Genomic DNA, 19,061 nt, shown 5'->3' on the forward strand with positions numbered 1-19,061 from the left:
TTGATACCTCAAACCGCGAAGGCCAGCGTGGCGGTGCGCCCGCCATCGCTGACGGTCAGGCCCGCCGACATGACGCGCATGATCTCCAGCCCGCGACCCGACTTGGCTTCCACATTCACCGGTGGGCGGATGCTGTCGGGGTCGTAGCCCCCGCCCTGGTCGGCGATGCGGATATGCAGATGCCCGTTTTCCAGCCAGGCTGATAGGTCGATGCGGCGGTTGGCCCGGTCCGGATCGGCCAGGGTGGCGGTCAGCCGCTGGCAGAAGGCGTCGAACTGGCTGGGATCATCGACCAGCGACCCGCCCATGGCCAGGTTGCCATGCAGGACGGCATTGATGATGGCCTCATGCAGTGACAGTTCGGCATCGTGGCGCACCGTCACCGGCAGCAGCCCCCGCGCCAGCAGCCCTTCACAGAACTGCGCCGCCGTATCCAGTGTCCAGGCCAGCCGCGTGGTCAGCGACACCAGCAGATGCCCGTCGGCCAGCGCCGTCTTCAATTTTTCCGTCGGCAGGGTGCCGGCCGGGCCCTGCTCGATGACCGCGGCACAGCCCGACCGCAGGGCCGCCATCAGATCCACCGCCGCCCCTTCGGCCACCAGACGCACGATGGCCGCCTCCGCATGCGGACCACCATCGGCCACCGGCAGGCCCAGTTCCGCGGCCATTCGGGCCTGCTCGGCCCTGTCCAGCGTCTCACCGGCCACCTGGAATTCCATCTTGCCCCCGCCCTTCATCCCGAAGCGCCCCTTGACTGGTCTACCGCGACAGACCCACCCCCGTCATCCGACAGATCGACAACCAGGGGCGTGCCGATGACAAAACCATCACCCGGCGGATATTCCGCCGCTACCCGTCGGGCTAGATCATCACCCGATCGTGAGAAACCGTACAGTGTCTTTCCATCAGTCCAGCCGCCCAGCGACGGATTGCCGACCTTCACGCACCACAGACGGTCGAATCGGTTCCAATGCCGATCCAACATGGAAACCATCCGGCGCGGGGAAGCGCGAAGCCTCTCGATCCGGGTTTCCGACAGGGTGATGACGCCGGTCATCTGCACGATATGGCGGTCCGCCTCCTCCAGCGCCTGGCGGATGGCGGCCTCCTCCTTCTTGGCATGGCGTAACGCCGCTGCCACCATATTCTTCTCATCCACGGCCCGCGCGAGCTTACGTTCCACCTGTTTGATGACACGCATGATGCGGCGGGCCGCCATCACCATGCCGGCCCCCGCCACGGCCAGCGCCAGCAGGCTGACCAGGTTCATCCAGGTGGCCATCAGACATTCCCCGCGGCACGGCCGGTGCCGACGAAGGTCAGTTCCTGCAGCGCGAAGCCCGAATCGGCAGGAAATTCCGTGGCCAGCATCTGGCGGGCATTGCGCTCCCCCGGGGCCCAGACGCGGACATTGTTGGTATAGCGCCAGATGGTGGGGGCGCTGTCGAAGTCGCGCTGCGCCTGATCGGCCAGCATCCGGTTGGCGACGCGGCCGGTATAAAGGCTGTCGGCCACACCCTGGCGGCCCAGCTCGTGCCAGACCTCCACCCGGTCACGCTCCACGGCCCCCAAAGTCATTTCCAGACGCGACAGCTGCGACTTCATTCGGAACCGTTCGGCGTTGCGCCGGTCGCGGTGGGCGGCATGCTCGCGATTATGGGCCATCAGCTTTTCCAGGGCCGCCTGCGCCTCCCTGGTCTCGCGCCGGACCTTGTCATGGTCGGCCACCCATTCATAGACGTCCGGGATCACCACCCGCAGCATCTCCAGCAGCACGATGGCCACAAGGCAGGCGGCGGCCCCCGACAGGATCACCACATCCGACGTGGTCAATTCCAGATACATCCACCCTCCGGACCGGCCCCATGACATCGGTACCGATGATAAGGGGACGGGTGCCGCGGAACAGTGAAATTTTTCACCTGCGCTACCGGACGATGGCCTATCCTGCCCGCAACCGCGTGCCGAAGTGCCGCCCCATACGCAGCAATCAGGGAAACAAGGTCATGGACAAGGGTTCGCCGAGGGCCATCCTGCTGAGGGATTACGCCGCCCCCGCCTGGTGGATCGAAACCGTCGATCTGTCGTTCGATCTGCGCGACGGCGGCACCATCGTCACTTCCCGCCTGGGTTTGCGCCGCAACCTTGATGCCGGCCCCGGCCCCCTGGTCCTGGACGGGCAGGAGCTGGAATTGCTGTCTGTCACCGTCGGCAACCGCCCCCTGGGTCCCGATGATTACGCCCTGACGCCCGACCACCTGACCCTCACCGGCCTGACCGGTGATCAGGCGGAGATCGAGATCGTCACCCGCATCCACCCGGAAAAGAACACGGCGCTGGAAGGGCTCTACAAGTCGTCGGGCAATTACTGCACCCAGTGCGAGGCGGAAGGCTTCCGCAAGATCACCTATTTCCAGGACCGTCCCGACGTGATGGCCAGGTACAAGGTGCGGGTGGAGGGCGACCGCGCGCTCTATCCCGTGCTGCTGTCCAACGGCAATCTGGTGGACCAGGGCGAGGCGGCGGATGGCCGCCACTGGGCGCTGTGGGAGGATCCCTGGCCCAAGCCCTGCTACCTGTTCGCGCTGGTCGCCGGCAAGCTGGTGCATATCGAGGACAGTTTCCGCACCACGTCCGGCCGCGACGTGACCTTGCGCATCTATGTGGAGCCGGGGAACGAGGACAAGTGCGGCCACGCCATGGAAAGCCTGATCAAATCCATGAAGTGGGACGAGGATGTCTATGGCCTGGAATATGACCTCGACATTTTCAACATCGTGGCCGTCGGCGACTTCAACATGGGGGCCATGGAGAACAAGTCGCTGAACGTGTTCAACACCAAGTACATCCTGGCCCGCCCGGACACGGCCACCGATACCGATTTCCTGGGGATCGAGGCGGTGGTGGCGCATGAATATTTCCATAACTGGACCGGCAACCGCGTCACCTGCCGCGACTGGTTCCAGCTGTCTCTGAAGGAAGGCCTGACCGTCTTCCGCGATCAGCAGTTCAGCGCCGATATGAACTCGGCGCCTGTGAAGCGCATCCAGGACGTCACCCGCCTGCGCCAAGTGCAGTTCGCGGAGGATGCGGGGCCGACCGCCCACCCGGTGCGCCCGGAAACCTATATCGAGATCAACAATTTCTACACGCCCACCGTCTATGAGAAGGGGGCGGAGGTCCTGCGCATGTACCATACGCTGCTGGGTGCGGCGGGGTACCGGCGGGGCATCGATCTCTATTTTGCCCGCCATGACGGGCAGGCGGTGACCACGGACGATTTTCTGGCCGCCATGCGCGATGCCAATCCGGACGTATCCTTGGATTGGAACCAGTTCCAGCGTTGGTACGCCCAGGCTGGCACCCCCACCGTCAGCGGCGAGGGTACCTATGACGCGGCCAGCCGCACCTATCGCCTGACCCTGCGCCAGACCCTGGCCCCCACACCGGGCCAGCCGGTGAAACTGCCCATGCTGGTGCCGGTGGCAATGGGCCTGGTGGGGCCGGACGGCGCCGACCTGGCCTCGCGGCTGGAGGGGGAAAGCCAGGCCGTTTCCGGCACCCGCGTCCTGGCCCTGACCACGGCGGAACAGAGCTTCACTTTCACCGACGTACCGGCCGCCCCGGTACCGTCGCTGTTCCGCGGCTTCTCCGCCCCTGTCAAGCTGGCCTTCGATTACACCGATGCCGACCTGACCTTCCTGATGGCCAATGACAGCGATCCGTTCAATCGCTGGGAGGCCGGGCAGACGCTGGCGTCGAGCCTGCTGCTGGGTCTTGTGGAGGATCGGGCGGCCGGGCGTGACATGGTCGTGCCCAAGGGCTTCGTCGATGCCATCGGCGCCACCATCGCGCGGGGTGCGGAGGACCCGTCCTTCACCGCCCTGGCCCTGGCCCTGCCGTCGGAGAATTACCTGGGCCAGTTGATGGAGGAGATCGATGTGGACGGCATCCATGCCGCCCGCGATCTGGTCCGCGCCATCATCGGCCGCACCCACCGCGCGGCATTGCTGTCGACATACCGCGCCAATGAGGAACAGGGTGAATTCAGCGTCAGCCCGGAAGCCATCGGCCGCCGTGCCCTGAAAAACGCCTCCCTGGCCTATCTGCTGGCCGCGAACGACGCGGAAGGCAAGGAACTGGCGCTCAACCAGTACCGCACCGCCACGGGCATGACCGACGTGATCACGGCCCTTGCCCTGATCGCCGACAGCGACATGCCGGAACGCCCCACATCGCTCGCCGCCTTTGCCGAGAAATGGAAGGACGAGGCGCTGGTCATGGACAAGTGGTTCATGATCCAGGCCGCCTCTTCGCGCGCCGACACGCTGGTCAATGTCCAGGCGCTGCTGTCCCATCCCGGCTTCAACATCCGCAATCCCAACAAGGTCTATGCCCTGGTCGGCGGCTTCACCGGCAATGCCACGGCGTTCCACGCCGCCGACGGCTCCGGCTATGAGTTCCTGGCCGACCGGGTGATCGAGCTGAATCGGCTGAACCCGCAGGTGGCCAGCCGCATGGCCAAGTCGTTTGCCCGCTGGCGCAAATATGATGGCGAACGCCAGGCCGCGGCCAAGGTCGCCCTGGAACGCGTGGCCCACACGCCAGACCTGTCGCGGGACGTGTACGAGATCATCGCCCGCAGCCTGGAGGGTTGAAGCGCCACCCATTCCATTTCATGGCGGCACCCGTAAAGGCTGTCGCCATTGTCTTTCTTCACCCGCAGACCCGTCGGAAACGCATAATATACGGAAGGTCATATAATCATATTCGCATTTGGTGTCGGCCGGATTAGTAGGCAGAGTTAGTTCTCTCAACTAACGAAGGGGGAACAAAATGTTCGGTCTCGGCAGGGTGGATCAAAAAACAATAAACATGGCAAATGCATTGGATGCGTTGCGAACCAATGTCATGATTGCCGATGAGAAATTCAATATCACCTACATGAACTCTTCGGTTATCCAGCTGATGCGCGAAGCAGAAGATGACTTGAAGAAGGAACTCCCGAACTTCAGCGTCGATCGTCTGATCGGCAGCAACATTGACATTTTCCACAAGAAGCCGGAACACCAACGCCGGATGCTGACGGCGCTGACCAAGCCGCACCATGCCACCATCCATGTCGGCAAGCGGGTGTTCGACCTGCTGGTGACGCCGCTGTCGGATGGCGACAGGCGTGTGGGCTATGTCGTGGAATGGGCGGATGCCGCCGAGCGGTTGCTGAATGTCGATTACGCCGCGCAGTTGAAGGCCATCCACCGCTCACAGGCCGTGGTGGAACTGGATGTGGACGGCCACCTGATCGATGCCAACGACAATTTCCTGAAATCCATGGGCTATACGCGCGAAGAGGTGAGAGGCAAGCCTCACAGCATGTTCGTGGAGGCCGAATACCGCGCCGGGCGCGACTACGCCGAATTCTGGGAAAAGCTGCGCCGCGGCGAATACCAGGCCGCGCAGTTCAAACGCATCGGCAAGAACGGCAAGGTCGTGTGGATCGAAGGCGCGTACAACCCGATCTTCGACGACAAGGGCAAGGTCACCAAGATCGTCAAGTTCGCCAACGACATCACGGCGCAGGTGGAATTGCTGGGCAACCTCAAATCCCTGATCGACCAGAATTTCGGGGAGATTAATTCGGAAATCGGGCGGTCCAAGTCGCAAGCCTCCCAAGCCAACAGTGCCGCGAGCGATGCGGCGGAGAATGTGCGCGCCGTGGCCTCGGGCGCGGGGGAACTGGCGGCATCGGTGGATGAGATCGCGCAGTCCATGGCCAAGTCGCGTGCCGCCGCCGACAGCGTCTTTGCCAGGGCGGAAGCGGCGGAATCCTGTACCGGCCGCCTGACCAGCACGGCCCAGGCCATGAATGGAATCGTTGCCATCATTCAGAACATCGCCGGGCAGATCAACCTGCTGGCCCTGAACGCCACGATCGAGGCGGCGCGGGCCGGCGATGCCGGGCGCGGCTTTGCCGTGGTGGCGTCGGAGGTGAAGAACCTGGCCAACCAGGCCGCCCGCGCGACCGAGCAGATTTCCACGGAGATCGACGGCATCCAGAGTTCGTCGCGCGAGGTGGCGACGGCCTTGGATGCCATCCGCGATGCGGTGCATTCGGTGCACGAACTGGTCACCGCCACTTCCGCGGCCGTGGAGGAACAGAGTGCCGTGACGCGCGGCATGTCGTCCAACATGCAGCGCATGTCCCAGGCCGTCACCACCGTGTCCTCCAACATCACCGGCATCTCCGGTGCCGTGGACGAGGTGGCGCATGCCGTGGAGAAGACAAGGCAGGCGGCGGAGGTGCTGGTGCGTTGATGCTGGCGGGGGGCGGTGGCACCGGATAGGATGCGGCAGCCTCATCCCCCGGAGCCCCCGTTTCCGCCTTGAATTTCCTGCGCAAGATCCTGGCCCCTGTGGCGCCCAAGCCCAAGAAGCGGGTGCGCCCGGCCCTGCCGCCGCCGCGCCTGATGGCGGTGGCCGGCGTGCCGGTGCCCGTGGAGGTGCGGGTATCGGCGCGGGCAAGGCGGCTGTCCATGCGGGTGGACGCGGCGCGCAACATCGTGCGCGTCTCCACCCCGCCGCGCATTGCCGATGCCGATTTGCACCTGTTCGTGGGAAGGCACATGGACTGGCTGCGCCAGCGCCTGTCGGCGGTGCCGGACAAGGTGCCCTTCGTCCCCGGCGCAATCGTTCCCATCCTTGGCATCGACCATGTCATCCGCCACGCACCCGATGGACGGCGCACGCCGCAGCGCCTGGCCCTGCCAGACGGCACGCATGAGCTGCGCGTGGGCGGGGAGGCGGAATTCGTGCCCCGCCGCGTGGCCGATTACCTGAAGGCCGAGGCCCGCCGCCTGCTGTCCGCGCGGTCGCAGGAAAAGGCGGCGCGGCTGGGCGTCCGCGTCGCCGGCATCACCGTGCGCGACACCAGATCCCGCTGGGGCAGTTGCTCACCCGACGGGCGCCTGTCCTATTGCTGGCGGCTGGTCATGGCCCCGGAACCGGTCTTCGACTATGTGGTCGCGCATGAGGTGGCCCATCTGCGGGAGATGAACCATTCCGCCCGCTTCTGGGCCGTGTGCGCCAGCCTGACCGACGGGGTGGACGACCATCGCGACTGGCTGCGCGCCAATGGCGCCCGGCTGCACCGTTATGGCGGCTGACGCGCGGGCCTGGCTGGCGGCGCTCGCGGCCCTGGTGGTGCTGTCCCTGCTGCTGGGCCTGCCACCCATTCCCGGCCATATGCTGGCGCCCGACCATCGCGGGCTGGTGCTGGAACTGCCCTTGCTGCTGGCGGTGCTGGCCCTGGTGCGGGTTCGGCCGCAACCGGCCGTCGCCTGGGTGCTGGGGACCGCCTGCTGGTTGATCCTTTTGCTGCGGCTGGCCGATCTGGTGGCCCTGATGACCGCCGGCCGGCGGTTCGAACCCGCCTTCGACCCAGCCCTGGTCCCCGCCCTCTGGGATGTGGTGGCCAAGGGTGCCAGCGGACTGGCCTTAGGCATCGGTCTGATCGTCGGGCTGGGTGGGTTGCTGCTGCTCTGCCGTTGGCTGGCCGGGCTGGCACTGGTTCCTTTGGAGCTAAAGCATGGCCGCCCCGCCCTTTTTGCCCTGGGCCTGGGCTGCGCACTGGCGGCGCTCACCGGCCTGCCGCTGGTGCAGCCCCTGGACCGCGGACCTGTCGGCGCCATCGCCGAACAGGCCGACCGCTGGCAGGAGGCGGAGCGGATGCAGGCGGCGATGCGGACCGTCCTCGCCCACGACCCGACGGCCGGCATCGCGCAGGACAGCCTGTTCGCCGCCCTGCGTGGCCGGCCCGTCATCCTGGCCTGGGTGGAATCCTACGGCTTCTCCGCCCTGACCGATCCGCGCCAGGCCGGGATCGTCCGTAGCCGGCTGGCGGCGCTGGACACGGAACTGGCCGGGGCGGGGTTCCGCCGCCGGTCGGGCCTGGTGGAAAGCCCGGTGATCGGCGGGCGCAGCTGGCTGGCCCATGGCACGCTGCGCGCCGGCATCCGCCAGGATCAACCCCTGGCCCAGCAACTGGTCCTGGCCGCCGGTCGCGGCGGGCTGGTGCGCAGCCTCGACCGCGCCGGATGGCGCACCATCGCCGCCATGCCCGGCCTGTCCATGCAATGGCTGGAAGGCCCCGCCTGGGGGTTCGAACAGGTGCTGGACCGTAGCGCCTTCGCCTATGACGGCCCCACCTTCGGCTGGTCGCCGATGCCAGACCAAGCCTTGCTCGCCAGCCTGACGCCGGAAAGGCTGGCCGGCGACACACGCCCCCTGTTCCTGGAAATCGTGCTGACCAGCAGCCACGCCCCCTGGACACCGCTTCCGCCCTGGCCAGCCGATGGCGCTTCCTATACCGACACCGACCTGCGCCCGGATTATCGCGACATGGCCGGCGCCTATGGGCGGTCGCTGGACTACAGCCTGCGCGCCCTGGGTGACTGGCTTGTGCGGCGGGCCCCGACGGATGCGCTGATCCTCATCCTGGGCGACCACCCGGCTTTGGACTGGATTTCTGAGGGTCGCGACCATCTGGTGCCGCTGCACATCCTGTCACGCGATGCGGCATTGCTCGACCGGCTGGACGGTCTGTCCCTGGCCGATGGCATGGTGCCGGACGGAAATGGCAAACCCCTGCCAATGTGGGACATCTATCCGCAACTGCTGGCCCGTTTTGGTCCACAACCCTTGCCAGCACCGCCGATCCATGACGACATGGCGAAAAAACCTGGGGAGGCCACGCCATGATCGACAAGCTCGAACTGTTCCTGGCCCTGGCCCGCGCCCGCCATTTCGGCCGTGCCGCGGAAGAGGCGGGCGTGTCCCAGCCCACCTTGTCGGCGGGGGTCAAGCATCTGGAGGAGATGCTGGGCGTGCCGCTGGTCGTGCGCGGGTCGCGTTTCCAGGGCTTCACGGCGGAGGGGGAACGGCTGCTGGAATGGTCGCGCCGGCTGGTCGGCGACTGGCGTGCCATGCGTCAGGATATCGACGCGCTGCGCAAGACGGTGTGCGGCCATTTCCGCCTGGCCGCCGTGCCCACCGCCCTGGCCATGGTGCCCAAGCTGACCATTTCCGTGCTGGACCGGCATCCGGGCGTGGATTTCCTGATCCTGGCATCCAACTCCCAGAAGATCATGGAGCAGGTGGAAAACCTGGCCATCGATGCCGGCCTGACCTATCTGGACAATGAACCGGTCGGCAATTTCATCCAGATCCCGCTCTATCGCGAGCGCTATCACCTGATCACCGGGCCGGACAGCGCCTTCTCCGGACGAACGGAAGTGCGCTGGGCGGAATTGCAGGGCGTGCCGCTCTGCCTTCTGTCGCCCGACATGCAGAACCGCCGCATCATCGACCGCGCCCTGCACCGCGTGGGCGTGAAGGCGGAGGTGGCGGTGGAAAGCAATTCCATGACGGCGCTGGCCGCCCATGTCCGCACCGGCCGCTGGACCAGCATCATGCCCACCGTGCTAATGGAAGCCCTGGGCCTGCCCGTGGAATTGAAGGCCATCCCCCTGGTCGATCCGGTGATCGAGCATACGATCGGCATGGTGATGATGGACCGCGAGCCCCATTCCCCCATGGCCACTGCCATGATCGCGGCCGCCAAGCGGGTGTCGCTGATTCAAAATCCATAAAATATCCCCGACAAAAGTCGAGATAAGCACCATGAGAATGATTCGCAACCACCGATAGCGCATGGTTAACGGCATCGCCGCATGCGGCGGGCGGGTGGCTGAAACCCCTTGTTTCCTGCGGCACACCACGAAAGTCATGCCACGCCAATGGCTTGGATAGGGAGTGGGTGAACCTCTCTCATCCCAACCGTTCGATCAGGATGTGCAATCGCTCAACAAAACAATCCCATTGATATGGGGGGCTTTTCGGCAAAACCTGCAAAGGTGATTGCCCGCTGGAGTTCCCATGACCCCCCTCATGCCTTGGGACGAGCGCCACGCAGCCGATATCATTCATCGGCATCTGCATCTGGAGGGACCGACCCTCCCGATCCTGCATGCTCTGCAGGAGGCGTTCGGCTTTATTCCCGACCCTGTTGTGCCGATGATCGCCGATGCGCTGAACCTGTCGCGCGCGGAAATCCATGGCGTCGTCACCTTCTATCACGATTTCCGGCAACAGCCGGCGGGCCGCCACGTCATCAAACTCTGCCGGGCGGAGGCCTGCCAATCGGTGGGCGGGGAGAAGGTCGCCACCAGCCTGCTGGAACGGCTGGGCATCGCCTGGGGCGAGACCACCAAGGACGGCAACGTCACCGTAGAGGCCGTCTATTGCCTGGGCCTGTGCGCCTGCGCGCCCGCCGCCCTGGTGGATGGCGAGCCGGTGGGACGGCTGGATGGCGCCAAGCTGGCCGCCGCGGTTGAGGAGGTGCGCTGGTCATGACCCGTATCTTCATTCCCCAGGATGTGGCCGCCCTGGCCGTGGGTGCCGAAAAGGTCGCCAAATCCATCGCCGCCCAGGGTGGCGATCAGGTCACCATCATCCGCACCGGTTCGCGCGGCCTGTTCTGGCTGGAACCGATGGTGGAGGTGGAAACCCCCGCCGGCCGCATCGCCTATGGTCCCGTGGCGCCCTCCGACGTGCCTGGCCTGTTCGCGGCCGGCTTCCTGACCGGGGCCAAACACCCGCTCTGCCTTGGCCCCACGGAAGACATCCCCTGGCTGGCCCGCCAGAACCGCCTGACCTTCGCTCGTTGCGGCATCATCGATCCGCTGTCGATCACCGATTACAAAACCCATGACGGCTTCAAGGGCATCACCCGCGCGCTGAACCTGGGTCCCGCCAACACCATCGAAGAGGTGGTGAAGTCCGGCCTGCGCGGCCGTGGCGGTGCCGGCTTCCCCACCGGCGTAAAATGGCGCACGGTTGCCGCCGCCGCTGCCGATCGCCGCTACATCGTCTGCAACGCCGATGAGGGCGACAGCGGCACCTTTGCCGACCGCATGATGCTGGAAGGCGATCCGCTGGCCCTGATCGAGGGCATGGTGATCGCCGGCTATGGCGTGGGGGCAAACAAGGGCTACGTTTATTCCCGCAGCGAATATCCCCACGCCAACCATGTCTTCAACCGCGCGCTTTATGTGGCGCGCAAGGCCGGGCTGCTGGGCCCGTCGGTCCTGGGCACCGATTTCGGCTTCGACATCGAATTGCGCGTCGGTGCCGGCGCCTATGTCTGCGGGGAGGAGACGGCCCTGCTGGAAAGCCTGGAGGGCAAGCGCGGCGTCGTCCGGGCCAAGCCGCCTTTGCCCGCCATCAAGGGCCTGTTCGGCCGGCCGACGGTGGTGAACAATCTGCTGTCGCTGGCCACCGTCCCCACCATCCTGGCCAATGGCGCGCAAGCCTATGCGAATTACGGCATGGGACGGTCGCGCGGTACCATGCCCATCCAGATCGCCGGCAATGTGAAGTTCGGCGGCCTGTTCGAGGATGCGTTCGGCATCACCCTGGGTGAGATCGTCAACGAGGTCGGCGGCGGCACCCTGACAGGCCGTCCCGTCCGTGCCGCGCAGTGCGGCGGACCGCTGGGGGCCTATTTCCCCCCCTCCCTGTTCGACACGGCCTATGATTACGAGGCGTTCACGGCGCGCGGCGGCCTGATCGGCCATGGCGGCATCGTGGTGTTCGACGACAGTGTGGACATGGCGGCCCAGGCCCGTTTCGCCATGGAATTCTGCGCCATCGAATCTTGCGGCAAATGCACCCCCTGCCGCATCGGCTCCACGCGCGGGACCGAAGTGATCGACCGTATCCGGGCCGGTGTCGAGGTGGAGACCAATATCGCCCTGGTGGAGGATCTCTGCCAGACGATGAAGTTCGGCTCCCTCTGCGCCCTGGGTGGCTTCACCCCCTATCCGGTGTTGAGCGCCATCCAGCATTTCCCCGAGGATTTCCGGCGCGGGTCCATGCCCGTGGCGGCGGAATAGGGGGCGGGGATGCTTGGCGGAACCGCACTTTCGGCCTATCTTGATCCTGTCGCCGCCGTGCGGAAGGGAAAGCCATGCCCCAGCTTGATCGCATCACCCAGGATCCGTCCGTCATGGGCGACAAGCCCTGCGTCCGCGGCCTGCGCGTCACGGTGGGCATGCTGGTCGCCCAGGTTGGCGCCGGACGCGGAATCTACGAGCTTCTGGGCGATTATCCGTATCTGGAACGCGAGGACATCCTGCAAGCCCTGCGCTACGCGGCTTGGCCTATCTGCTTGCAGTAACGCGAAAGCCAAAATCCACCGTCATCCCGGCGAAAGCCGGGACCCAGGGGCCAAGCGCCCAACCTCTCGGCAGCGCCGGTCGAGGGAGCGGATAGGTTTGCCCTTATGGCCCCTGGGTCCCGGCTTTCGCCGGGATGACGAGAAAAGCAATTCCACAATCACGTCGGGCCCCGATTGCGAGCGCCCGGCCTCCCCCCTGAATCAGGAGCGGGCCAAATGACTCTCGTGCACGAAACTGACTATGGCACCCCCGCGTCGCGGTCGGAAAAGCTGGTGACCCTGACCATCGACGGGCAGAGCGTCACCGTGCCGGAAGGCACCTCCATCATGCGGGCGGCCATGGAGATGGGGACGCAGATCCCCAAGCTCTGCGCCACCGACATGGTCGATGCCTATGGTTCCTGCCGCCTCTGCCTGGTGGAGATCGAGGGGCGGAACGGTACGCCGTCTTCCTGCACCACGCCCGTGGCGCCGGGCCTGAACGTGAAGACCCAGACCCCGCGCCTGAAGCAGCTGCGCAAGGGGGTGATGGAGCTTTACATCTCCGACCATCCGCTGGACTGCCTGACCTGTGCGGCCAATGGCGATTGCGAATTGCAGGACATGGCCGGTGCCGTGGGCCTGCGCGAGGTGCGCTATGGCATGGATGGCGCCAACCATTTCGCGCCCACGTCGAAACTGAAACTGCCCAAGGATGAGAGCAACCCCTATTTCACCTACGACCCCGCCAAATGCATCGTCTGCTCCCGCTGCGTGCGGGCGTGCGAGGAGGTGCAGGGAACCTTCGCGCTGACCATCGAGGGACGCGGTTTCGACAGCCGGGTGTCGCCGGGCCAGCATAACGCCTTCATGGACAGCGACTGCGTGTCCTGCGGCGCCTGTGTCCAGGCCTGCCCCACCGCGACACTTCAGGAAAAGTCGGTCATCGAGATCGGGCAGCCGGAACATTCCGTCGTCACCACCTGCGCCTATTGCGGCGTGGGCTGCGCCTTCAAGGCGGAAATGCGGGGGGACGAGCTGGTGCGCATGGTCCCCTACAAGGATGGCAAGGCCAACCGGGGCCATTCCTGCGTGAAGGGCCGCTTCGCCTGGGGCTATGCCACACACAAGGAACGCATCCTGTCGCCGATGATCCGCGACAGCATCGACCAGCCCTGGCGCGAGGTCGGCTGGGAGGAGGCGATCGGGTTCACCGCCAACCGGCTGAAGAACATCCAGGCCAAATATGGCAAGGACAGCATCGGCGGCATCACCTCTTCCCGCTGCACCAATGAAGAAACCTTTCTGGTGCAGAAGCTGATCCGCGCCGGCTTCGGCACCAACAATGTCGATACCTGCGCCCGCGTCTGCCATTCCCCCACCGGTTACGGGTTGAAGACCACCTTCGGCACCTCGGCGGGCACCCAGGATTTCGACTCTGTCGAACATACCGATGTGGTGATCGTTATCGGCGCCAACCCGACGGACGGGCATCCGGTCTTCGCGTCCCGCCTGAAGAAGCGGCTGCGCCAGGGGGCCAAGCTGATCGTCATCGATCCGCGCCGCATCGACATGGTGAAGTCGCCCCATATCAAGGCGGCCGTGCATCTCCCCCTGCGGCCGGGCACCAATGTCGCCATCGTCACCGCGCTGGCCCATGTCATCGTCAGCGAAGGGCTGGTGGATGAGGAATTCGTGCGCGAACGCTGCGACTGGACGGATTTCCAGGAATGGGCCGCCTTCGTCGCCGAACCGCGCAACAGCCCGGAGGTGGTCGGGCCGATGGCGGGCGTGGAGCCCGACGCCATCCGCCAGGCCGCCCGCATCTTCGCCACCGGCGGCAATGGCGCCATTTATTACGGCCTGGGCGTGACCGAGCATTCCCAGGGCAGCACCACGGTGATGGCCATCGCCAATCTGGCCATGGCCACGGGCAATATCGGCCGGCCGGGCGTGGGCGTGAACCCGCTGCGCGGACAGAACAATGTCCAGGGCGCCTGCGACATGGGTTCCTTCCCGCATGAATTCTCCGGTTACCGCCATGTCGCCGACGATGCCGTGCGCATCATGTTCGAGGAATTGTGGGGCGTGCCGCTGTCGGCCGAACCCGGCCTGCGCATCCCCAACATGCTGGACGCCGCCGTCGACGGGACCTTCAAGGGCCTCTATGTGCAGGGTGAGGATATCCTTCAGTCCGATCCCAACACCCACCATGTCGCCGCCGGCCTGGCCGCCATGGAATGCGTCATCGTCCAGGACCTGTTCCTGAACGAGACGGCCAATTACGCCCATGTCTTCCTGCCCGGGTGTACCTTCCTGGAAAAGGACGGCACCTTCACCAACGCCGAACGCCGCATCCAGCGGGTGCGCCGGGTGATGGCGCCCAAGAACGGCTATGCCGACTGGGAAGTGACCCTGCTGCTGGCCAAGGCCATGGGCTTCACCATGGATTACGCCCATCCCAGCCAGATCATGGACGAAATCGCCAAGGTCACCCCCAGCTTCAAGGGTGTCTCCTATCAGCGGCTGGAGGAAATGGGGTCGATCCAGTGGCCCTGCAACGACAAGGCACCCCTGGGCACGCCCGTCATGCATATCGGCGGCTTCGTGCGCGGCAAGGGCAAGTTCGTGATCACGGAGTACATCCCGACGGAGGAGCGCACCGGTGCCCGCTTCCCGCTGCTACTGACCACGGGCCGCATCCTGTCGCAGTACAATGTCGGCGCCCAGACCCGCCGCACGGCCAACACCGTGTTCCATGGCGAGGACCGGCTGGAAATCCATCCCCATGATGCGGAAAACCGCGGCGTCAAGGATGGCGACTGGGTGAAGCTGCAAAGCCGGGCGGGGGAGACCACGCTGCGGGCGGAGATCACCGAGCGGGTGGCGCCCGGCGTGGTCTACACCACCTTCCATCACCCCGACACGCAGGCCAACGTCATCACCACCGACTATTCCGACTGGGCCACCAACTGCCCGGAATACAAGGTGACGGCGGTGCAGATCAGCCTGTCCAACGGCCCCACCCAATGGCAGCAGGAGTACGAGGCGCAGGCCCAGCGCTCCCGCCGCATCGCAGGCCATGACCCGGCGGAGGCGGCGGAGTGACCAACCCCGCGAAACCCCTCCAGCGGCTGGCCTGGCGCGACGGCGCGATGCGGGAAGGAACCCGCATCGCGGCGGAGGAGGTGCCCGTCGCCATCGTGCATGACGGCGCCACCTATGCCGTGATGATGGCCAGCCCGGTCGATCTGGAGGATTTCGCGGTCGGTTTCTCCCTGACAGAAGGCGTGATCGAGACGCCCTCCGAGGTGGAAGATTTGGAACTGGTGGAGACGGAACTGGGCTGGGTGGCCCGCCTGTGGCTGACCAAACGGTCGCGTGATGTGCTGTCCGCCCGCCGCCGCCGCCTGACCGGCCCCGCCGGTTGCGGCCTGTGCGGGGTGGAAAGCCTGTCGGAAGCCAACAAGCCCGCCCGGCCGGTGGGTGAAGGCGCCTCACTGACACCGCTTGCATTGGCCGAAGGGTTTGATGCGATGTCGCAACAGCAGACCCTGGGCCGTCTGACCCGCGCCGTCCACGCCGCCGCCTTCCTGGCCCCCGACGGCACTCTGACGGTGCGGGAGGATGTGGGGCGCCACAACGCGCTGGACAAGCTGATTGGCGCGCTCGCCCGCCAGGGCATCGACGCCAGCACCGGCGCCATCCTGATGACCAGCCGCGTGTCGGTGGAACTGGTGCAGAAGGCGGCGATGGCCGGCTGCGCCCTGCTGGCCGCCGTCTCCGCCCCCTCCACCCTGGCCGTGAAGCTGGCCGACGATGCGGGCATGACCATGGTGGCCGTGGCCCGTTCCGACGGGTTCGAAGTTTTCAGCCATCCGCACCGTATCCTGATCGAAACCGAGGAGCAGACACGTGTCGCCTGACAAGCTGGTCATGATGGCCAACCAGATCGGCGCCTTCTTCGCCAGCCAGGGCCCGGACGGGTCCAAGGGCGTGGCCGACCATATCAAGAGTTTCTGGGACCCGCGCATGCGGGCCGGCATTTTCGAGCATCTGGACAAGGGCGGCGAGGGCCTGAAGCCGATCGTCGTCCAGGCGTTGGAAAGCCTGCGACCCAAACCATAGGAGGGTTTTCGCCTCACATCACTGTCGATATCCCAACGGAAACGCCACCCGCGTTTCCGAATGAAGTTTCTTGTCCCAAAGCACCCGACCGGGGCCATCCACAGAAGCCCCGGCACATAACGCGTCCATCCAAATCCGCCTTACAGGGGCGAACGAACAGGAGGAAACAAGGGCATGGTAGCGGCAGATCAATCACAGGCGCAGGGTTTTGGACAGCCCGGCCTTCTGGACCGCGAGCGCATCATCGCGCATGCGGGCTTCAACCGCTGGCTGGTACCGCCGGCAGCACTGGCCATTCATCTCTGCATCGGCATGGCCTATGGCTTCAGCGTGTTCTGGCTGCCGCTCAGCCAGTCGATCGGCATCACCGCCCCCGTGGCCTGCCCGGCGGAAACGGCTGGGCTGCTGAATGCCCTGTTCACCACGTCCTGCGACTGGAAGGTGGCGGACCTGGGCTGGATGTATACCCTGTTCTTCGTCCTGCTGGGCTCCAGCGCCGCCATCTGGGGCGGCTGGCTGGAACGTGAAGGCCCGCGCAAGGCCGGCTTCGTGGCCGCCTGCTGCTGGTGCGGCGGCCTGCTGATCTCGGCGGTCGGCATCTATACCCATCAACTATGGCTGATGTGGCTGGGCTCCGGCGTGATCGGCGGTATCGGCCTGGGGCTGGGCTATATCTCGCCCGTCTCCACCCTGGTGAAATGGTTCCCCGACCGGCGCGGCATGGCCACCGGCATGGCCATCATGGGCTTCGGCGGCGGTGCCATGATCGGCTCCCCGCTCGCCAACATCCTGATGAACAATTTCAAGACCGATACGTCTGTCGGCGTATGGGAAACCTTCGTCGTCCTGGCCGTCGTCTATTTCGTCTTCATGATGGCCGGCGCCTTCGGCTATCGCATCCCGCCGCTGGGCTGGGCGCCCAAGGGCTGGACCCCGCCGGCCGCCAGCGCCAAGCCGATGATCGCGCATGGCAATGTCCATGTGAAGGACGCGCACAAGACAAGGCAGTTCTGGCTGATCTGGGCCGTGCTCTGCCTGAACGTGTCGGCCGGCATCGGCGTGCTGGGCATGGCCTCCCCGATGCTGCAGGAGATTTTCGGCGGCGCCCTGTTCGGGCAACCGGAACTGGGCTTCTCCGACCTCAACCCCGATCAGAAGAAGATCATCGCGGGCGTGGCCGCCGGCTTCACCGGCCTCCTGTCGCTGTTCAACATCGTGGGCCGGTTCTTCTGGGCCTCGCTGTCGGACAAGATGGGCCGGAAGATGACCTATTTCACCTTCTTCGCGCTCGGCATCGTGCTCTATGCCTCGGCCCCGTCGCTGGCCCATATGGGGTCCAAGATCGGGTTCGTGGTGGCCTTCGGCATCATCCTGTCCATGTATGGCGGCGGCTTCGCCACCGTGCCGGCCTACCTGGCCGACATGTTCGGGACGAAGTTCGTGGGCGCCATCCATGGCCGCCTGCTGACCGCCTGGTCCACCGCCGGCATCCTGGGTCCCGTGGTGGTGAACTATATCCGCGAGGCGCAGATCGCCGCCGGCGTGCCGCGCGCCCAGGTTTATGACTACACCATGTACATCCTGGCCGGATTCCTGGTGCTGGGCTTCATCGCCAACGCCCTGGTCACGCCCGTGGACCGCAAATGGTTCATGAAGGAGGATGAGCCGGCACCGGTCGTGGCGCAGGCCGCCGGCCCCGGCAGCAGCGATGTCGGCAGCGGCGGGCTGGACGCCAAGGTGCTGCTGGCCTGGCTGGCCGTGGGCATCCCCATCGCCTTCGGCGTCTATCAGACGCTGCAGAGCGTGGTGAAACTGTTCCAGTAACCGGCACGGGCCGGAGACCTGGAACCATCGCAACCGGACCGGCTGGGCCCCCGCCCGGCCGGTCCTTCGTCATGGAGAAGGGTTCCCCCGCATGCATGTCGCCACCCTGCTGAAGCCGGAGATGTTCGAGATCGCCATCGACGGCGCCCCCACCGCCATCGCCGGCCTGTTCCCCGACTGGCACCTGCATGACCGGTTCGGGCTGGTGATCGACGAGGCGTTCGGCGGCATCGGCGCCACGCACCTGTTGCAGGTGGCCCAGACCCAATATTACGCGGCCAGGCCGTCGCGGCGGGAGAATGTCTATCCGGAGATCTACGCCTTCCATATCGGCAAGGGCCATGGCGCCCACGCGCCCTATGATTTCTGGCCCCGACGGCGCGAGGTGATTCTGGAGACGCTGGACCCGCGCGATGTGCTGGACGCCATCAACGACCGCGGCATCACCCGGCTGGCCGTGCCTAACCGTCCGCCCGTGACGGTTGAACACCGCCCCAAGGAGGTGGAGGCGGCATTGGACCGCATCACCTCCTGCTTCGTCTATGGTGCCATGGGCCGAGTTGCCGGCGGCGATGTCGCCATCACCGGCCGCGACCGGCGGACGGAGTTCAATCCCAACCAGGTACTGCGTCCCTCCCCGGCCGCATCGGCCGCGCGCACGACCCCGCCCTCGGGCCGGCCGGTGAAGGAGACGGAGGATGGCTACACCGCCTGGCTGATCGAACGCGGACGCGATGTCACCGATGCCGACCGGGCGCGCGCACAGGCCCGGCGCGAGGCGCTGAAGGCCGATGGGCTGGCCACGGAGACCTATCACCGCACCGGCGTGATGGACGCGCTGGGGCGTCTGGCCGCAGCCGGCCGGTGGGACCATTTGGCAGCTTGACCAAAGGCT

The 19,061-nt window shown here is 65.8% G+C and carries 16 protein-coding genes; 13 read left to right on the forward strand and 3 right to left on the reverse strand.

Going from position 1 to position 19,061, the window contains the following annotated elements:
- Positions 1-8: 8 nt before the first annotated feature.
- Genes ACM9HJ_RS17220 through ACM9HJ_RS17230 form a run of 3 tightly spaced genes read right to left on the reverse strand, consistent with a single transcriptional unit; the run spans position 9 to position 1,845 of the window.
- Complete coding sequence (locus ACM9HJ_RS17220) at positions 9-737, reverse strand: ATP-binding protein (RefSeq protein ID WP_416572990.1); 729 nt, start codon at positions 735-737, stop codon at positions 9-11.
- A complete protein-coding gene (locus tag ACM9HJ_RS17225) occupies positions 734-1,282 on the reverse strand; it encodes a hypothetical protein (RefSeq protein WP_416572991.1) in 549 nt (182 codons plus the stop codon). Before ACM9HJ_RS17225 ends, ACM9HJ_RS17220 begins: the two co-directional genes overlap by 4 nt.
- Positions 1,282-1,845 carry a hypothetical protein gene (locus ACM9HJ_RS17230; protein ID WP_416572992.1) on the reverse strand — a complete coding sequence of 188 codons (564 nt, stop codon included), beginning with the start codon at positions 1,843-1,845 and terminating at the stop codon, positions 1,282-1,284. The genes ACM9HJ_RS17225 and ACM9HJ_RS17230 overlap by 1 nt, the downstream gene beginning before the upstream one ends.
- A gap of 161 nt (positions 1,846-2,006) precedes the next feature.
- Here ACM9HJ_RS17230 and pepN point away from each other — a divergent pair, with 161 nt between their 5' ends.
- The 13 genes from pepN (at position 2,007) to ACM9HJ_RS17295 (ending at position 19,052) form a co-directional block, all read left to right on the forward strand.
- Complete coding sequence (gene pepN, locus ACM9HJ_RS17235) at positions 2,007-4,658, forward strand: aminopeptidase N (RefSeq protein WP_416572993.1); 2,652 nt, start codon at positions 2,007-2,009, stop codon at positions 4,656-4,658.
- Between the two features lie 331 nt (positions 4,659-4,989).
- On the forward strand, positions 4,990-6,315 hold the full coding sequence (locus tag ACM9HJ_RS17240) for a methyl-accepting chemotaxis protein (protein WP_416572994.1): 1,326 nt from the start codon (positions 4,990-4,992) through the stop codon (positions 6,313-6,315).
- 68 nt (positions 6,316-6,383) lie between these two features.
- Positions 6,384-7,163, forward strand: coding sequence for a M48 family metallopeptidase (locus ACM9HJ_RS17245; protein ID WP_416572995.1), 780 nt, complete (start codon positions 6,384-6,386; stop codon positions 7,161-7,163).
- Positions 7,153-8,757, forward strand: a complete 1,605-nt coding sequence (locus ACM9HJ_RS17250; protein WP_416572996.1) for a hypothetical protein — start codon at positions 7,153-7,155, stop codon at positions 8,755-8,757. Before ACM9HJ_RS17245 ends, ACM9HJ_RS17250 begins: the two co-directional genes overlap by 11 nt.
- Positions 8,754-9,647, forward strand: coding sequence for a LysR family transcriptional regulator (locus ACM9HJ_RS17255; protein ID WP_416572997.1), 894 nt, complete (start codon positions 8,754-8,756; stop codon positions 9,645-9,647). Before ACM9HJ_RS17250 ends, ACM9HJ_RS17255 begins: the two co-directional genes overlap by 4 nt.
- Before the next feature lie 286 nt (positions 9,648-9,933).
- Positions 9,934-10,410 (forward strand): formate dehydrogenase subunit gamma, encoded by a 477-nt coding sequence (locus tag ACM9HJ_RS17260; RefSeq protein ID WP_416572998.1) that lies wholly within the window; start codon positions 9,934-9,936, stop codon positions 10,408-10,410.
- On the forward strand, positions 10,407-11,951 hold the full coding sequence (locus ACM9HJ_RS17265) for a formate dehydrogenase beta subunit (RefSeq protein ID WP_416572999.1): 1,545 nt from the start codon (positions 10,407-10,409) through the stop codon (positions 11,949-11,951). Before ACM9HJ_RS17260 ends, ACM9HJ_RS17265 begins: the two co-directional genes overlap by 4 nt.
- 74 nt (positions 11,952-12,025) lie before the next feature.
- Positions 12,026-12,235, forward strand: a complete 210-nt coding sequence (locus ACM9HJ_RS17270) for a DUF433 domain-containing protein (protein WP_416573000.1) — start codon at positions 12,026-12,028, stop codon at positions 12,233-12,235.
- 216 nt (positions 12,236-12,451) lie between these two features.
- The gene (fdhF, locus tag ACM9HJ_RS17275) at positions 12,452-15,322 is read left to right on the forward strand and encodes a formate dehydrogenase subunit alpha (RefSeq protein ID WP_416573001.1); all 2,871 of its coding nucleotides are present in this window, start codon (positions 12,452-12,454) and stop codon (positions 15,320-15,322) included.
- Positions 15,319-16,140 carry a formate dehydrogenase accessory sulfurtransferase FdhD gene (gene fdhD / locus ACM9HJ_RS17280; RefSeq protein ID WP_416573002.1) on the forward strand — a complete coding sequence of 274 codons (822 nt, stop codon included), beginning with the start codon at positions 15,319-15,321 and terminating at the stop codon, positions 16,138-16,140. Before fdhF ends, fdhD begins: the two co-directional genes overlap by 4 nt.
- Positions 16,130-16,342 carry a formate dehydrogenase subunit delta gene (locus ACM9HJ_RS17285; RefSeq protein WP_416573003.1) on the forward strand — a complete coding sequence of 71 codons (213 nt, stop codon included), beginning with the start codon at positions 16,130-16,132 and terminating at the stop codon, positions 16,340-16,342. The genes fdhD and ACM9HJ_RS17285 overlap by 11 nt, the downstream gene beginning before the upstream one ends.
- 174 nt (positions 16,343-16,516) lie before the next feature.
- Positions 16,517-18,166: an OFA family MFS transporter gene (locus ACM9HJ_RS17290; protein ID WP_416573004.1), complete on the forward strand. Its 1,650-nt coding sequence runs from the start codon at positions 16,517-16,519 to the stop codon at positions 18,164-18,166.
- Between the two features lie 91 nt (positions 18,167-18,257).
- Positions 18,258-19,052: a hypothetical protein gene (locus ACM9HJ_RS17295; protein WP_416573005.1), complete on the forward strand. Its 795-nt coding sequence runs from the start codon at positions 18,258-18,260 to the stop codon at positions 19,050-19,052.
- Positions 19,053-19,061 lie beyond the last annotated feature (9 nt).

The organism is Niveispirillum sp. KHB5.9 (assembly GCF_048066115.1).
In the GTDB taxonomy this organism is placed as follows: Bacteria; Pseudomonadota; Alphaproteobacteria; order Azospirillales; family Azospirillaceae; genus Niveispirillum.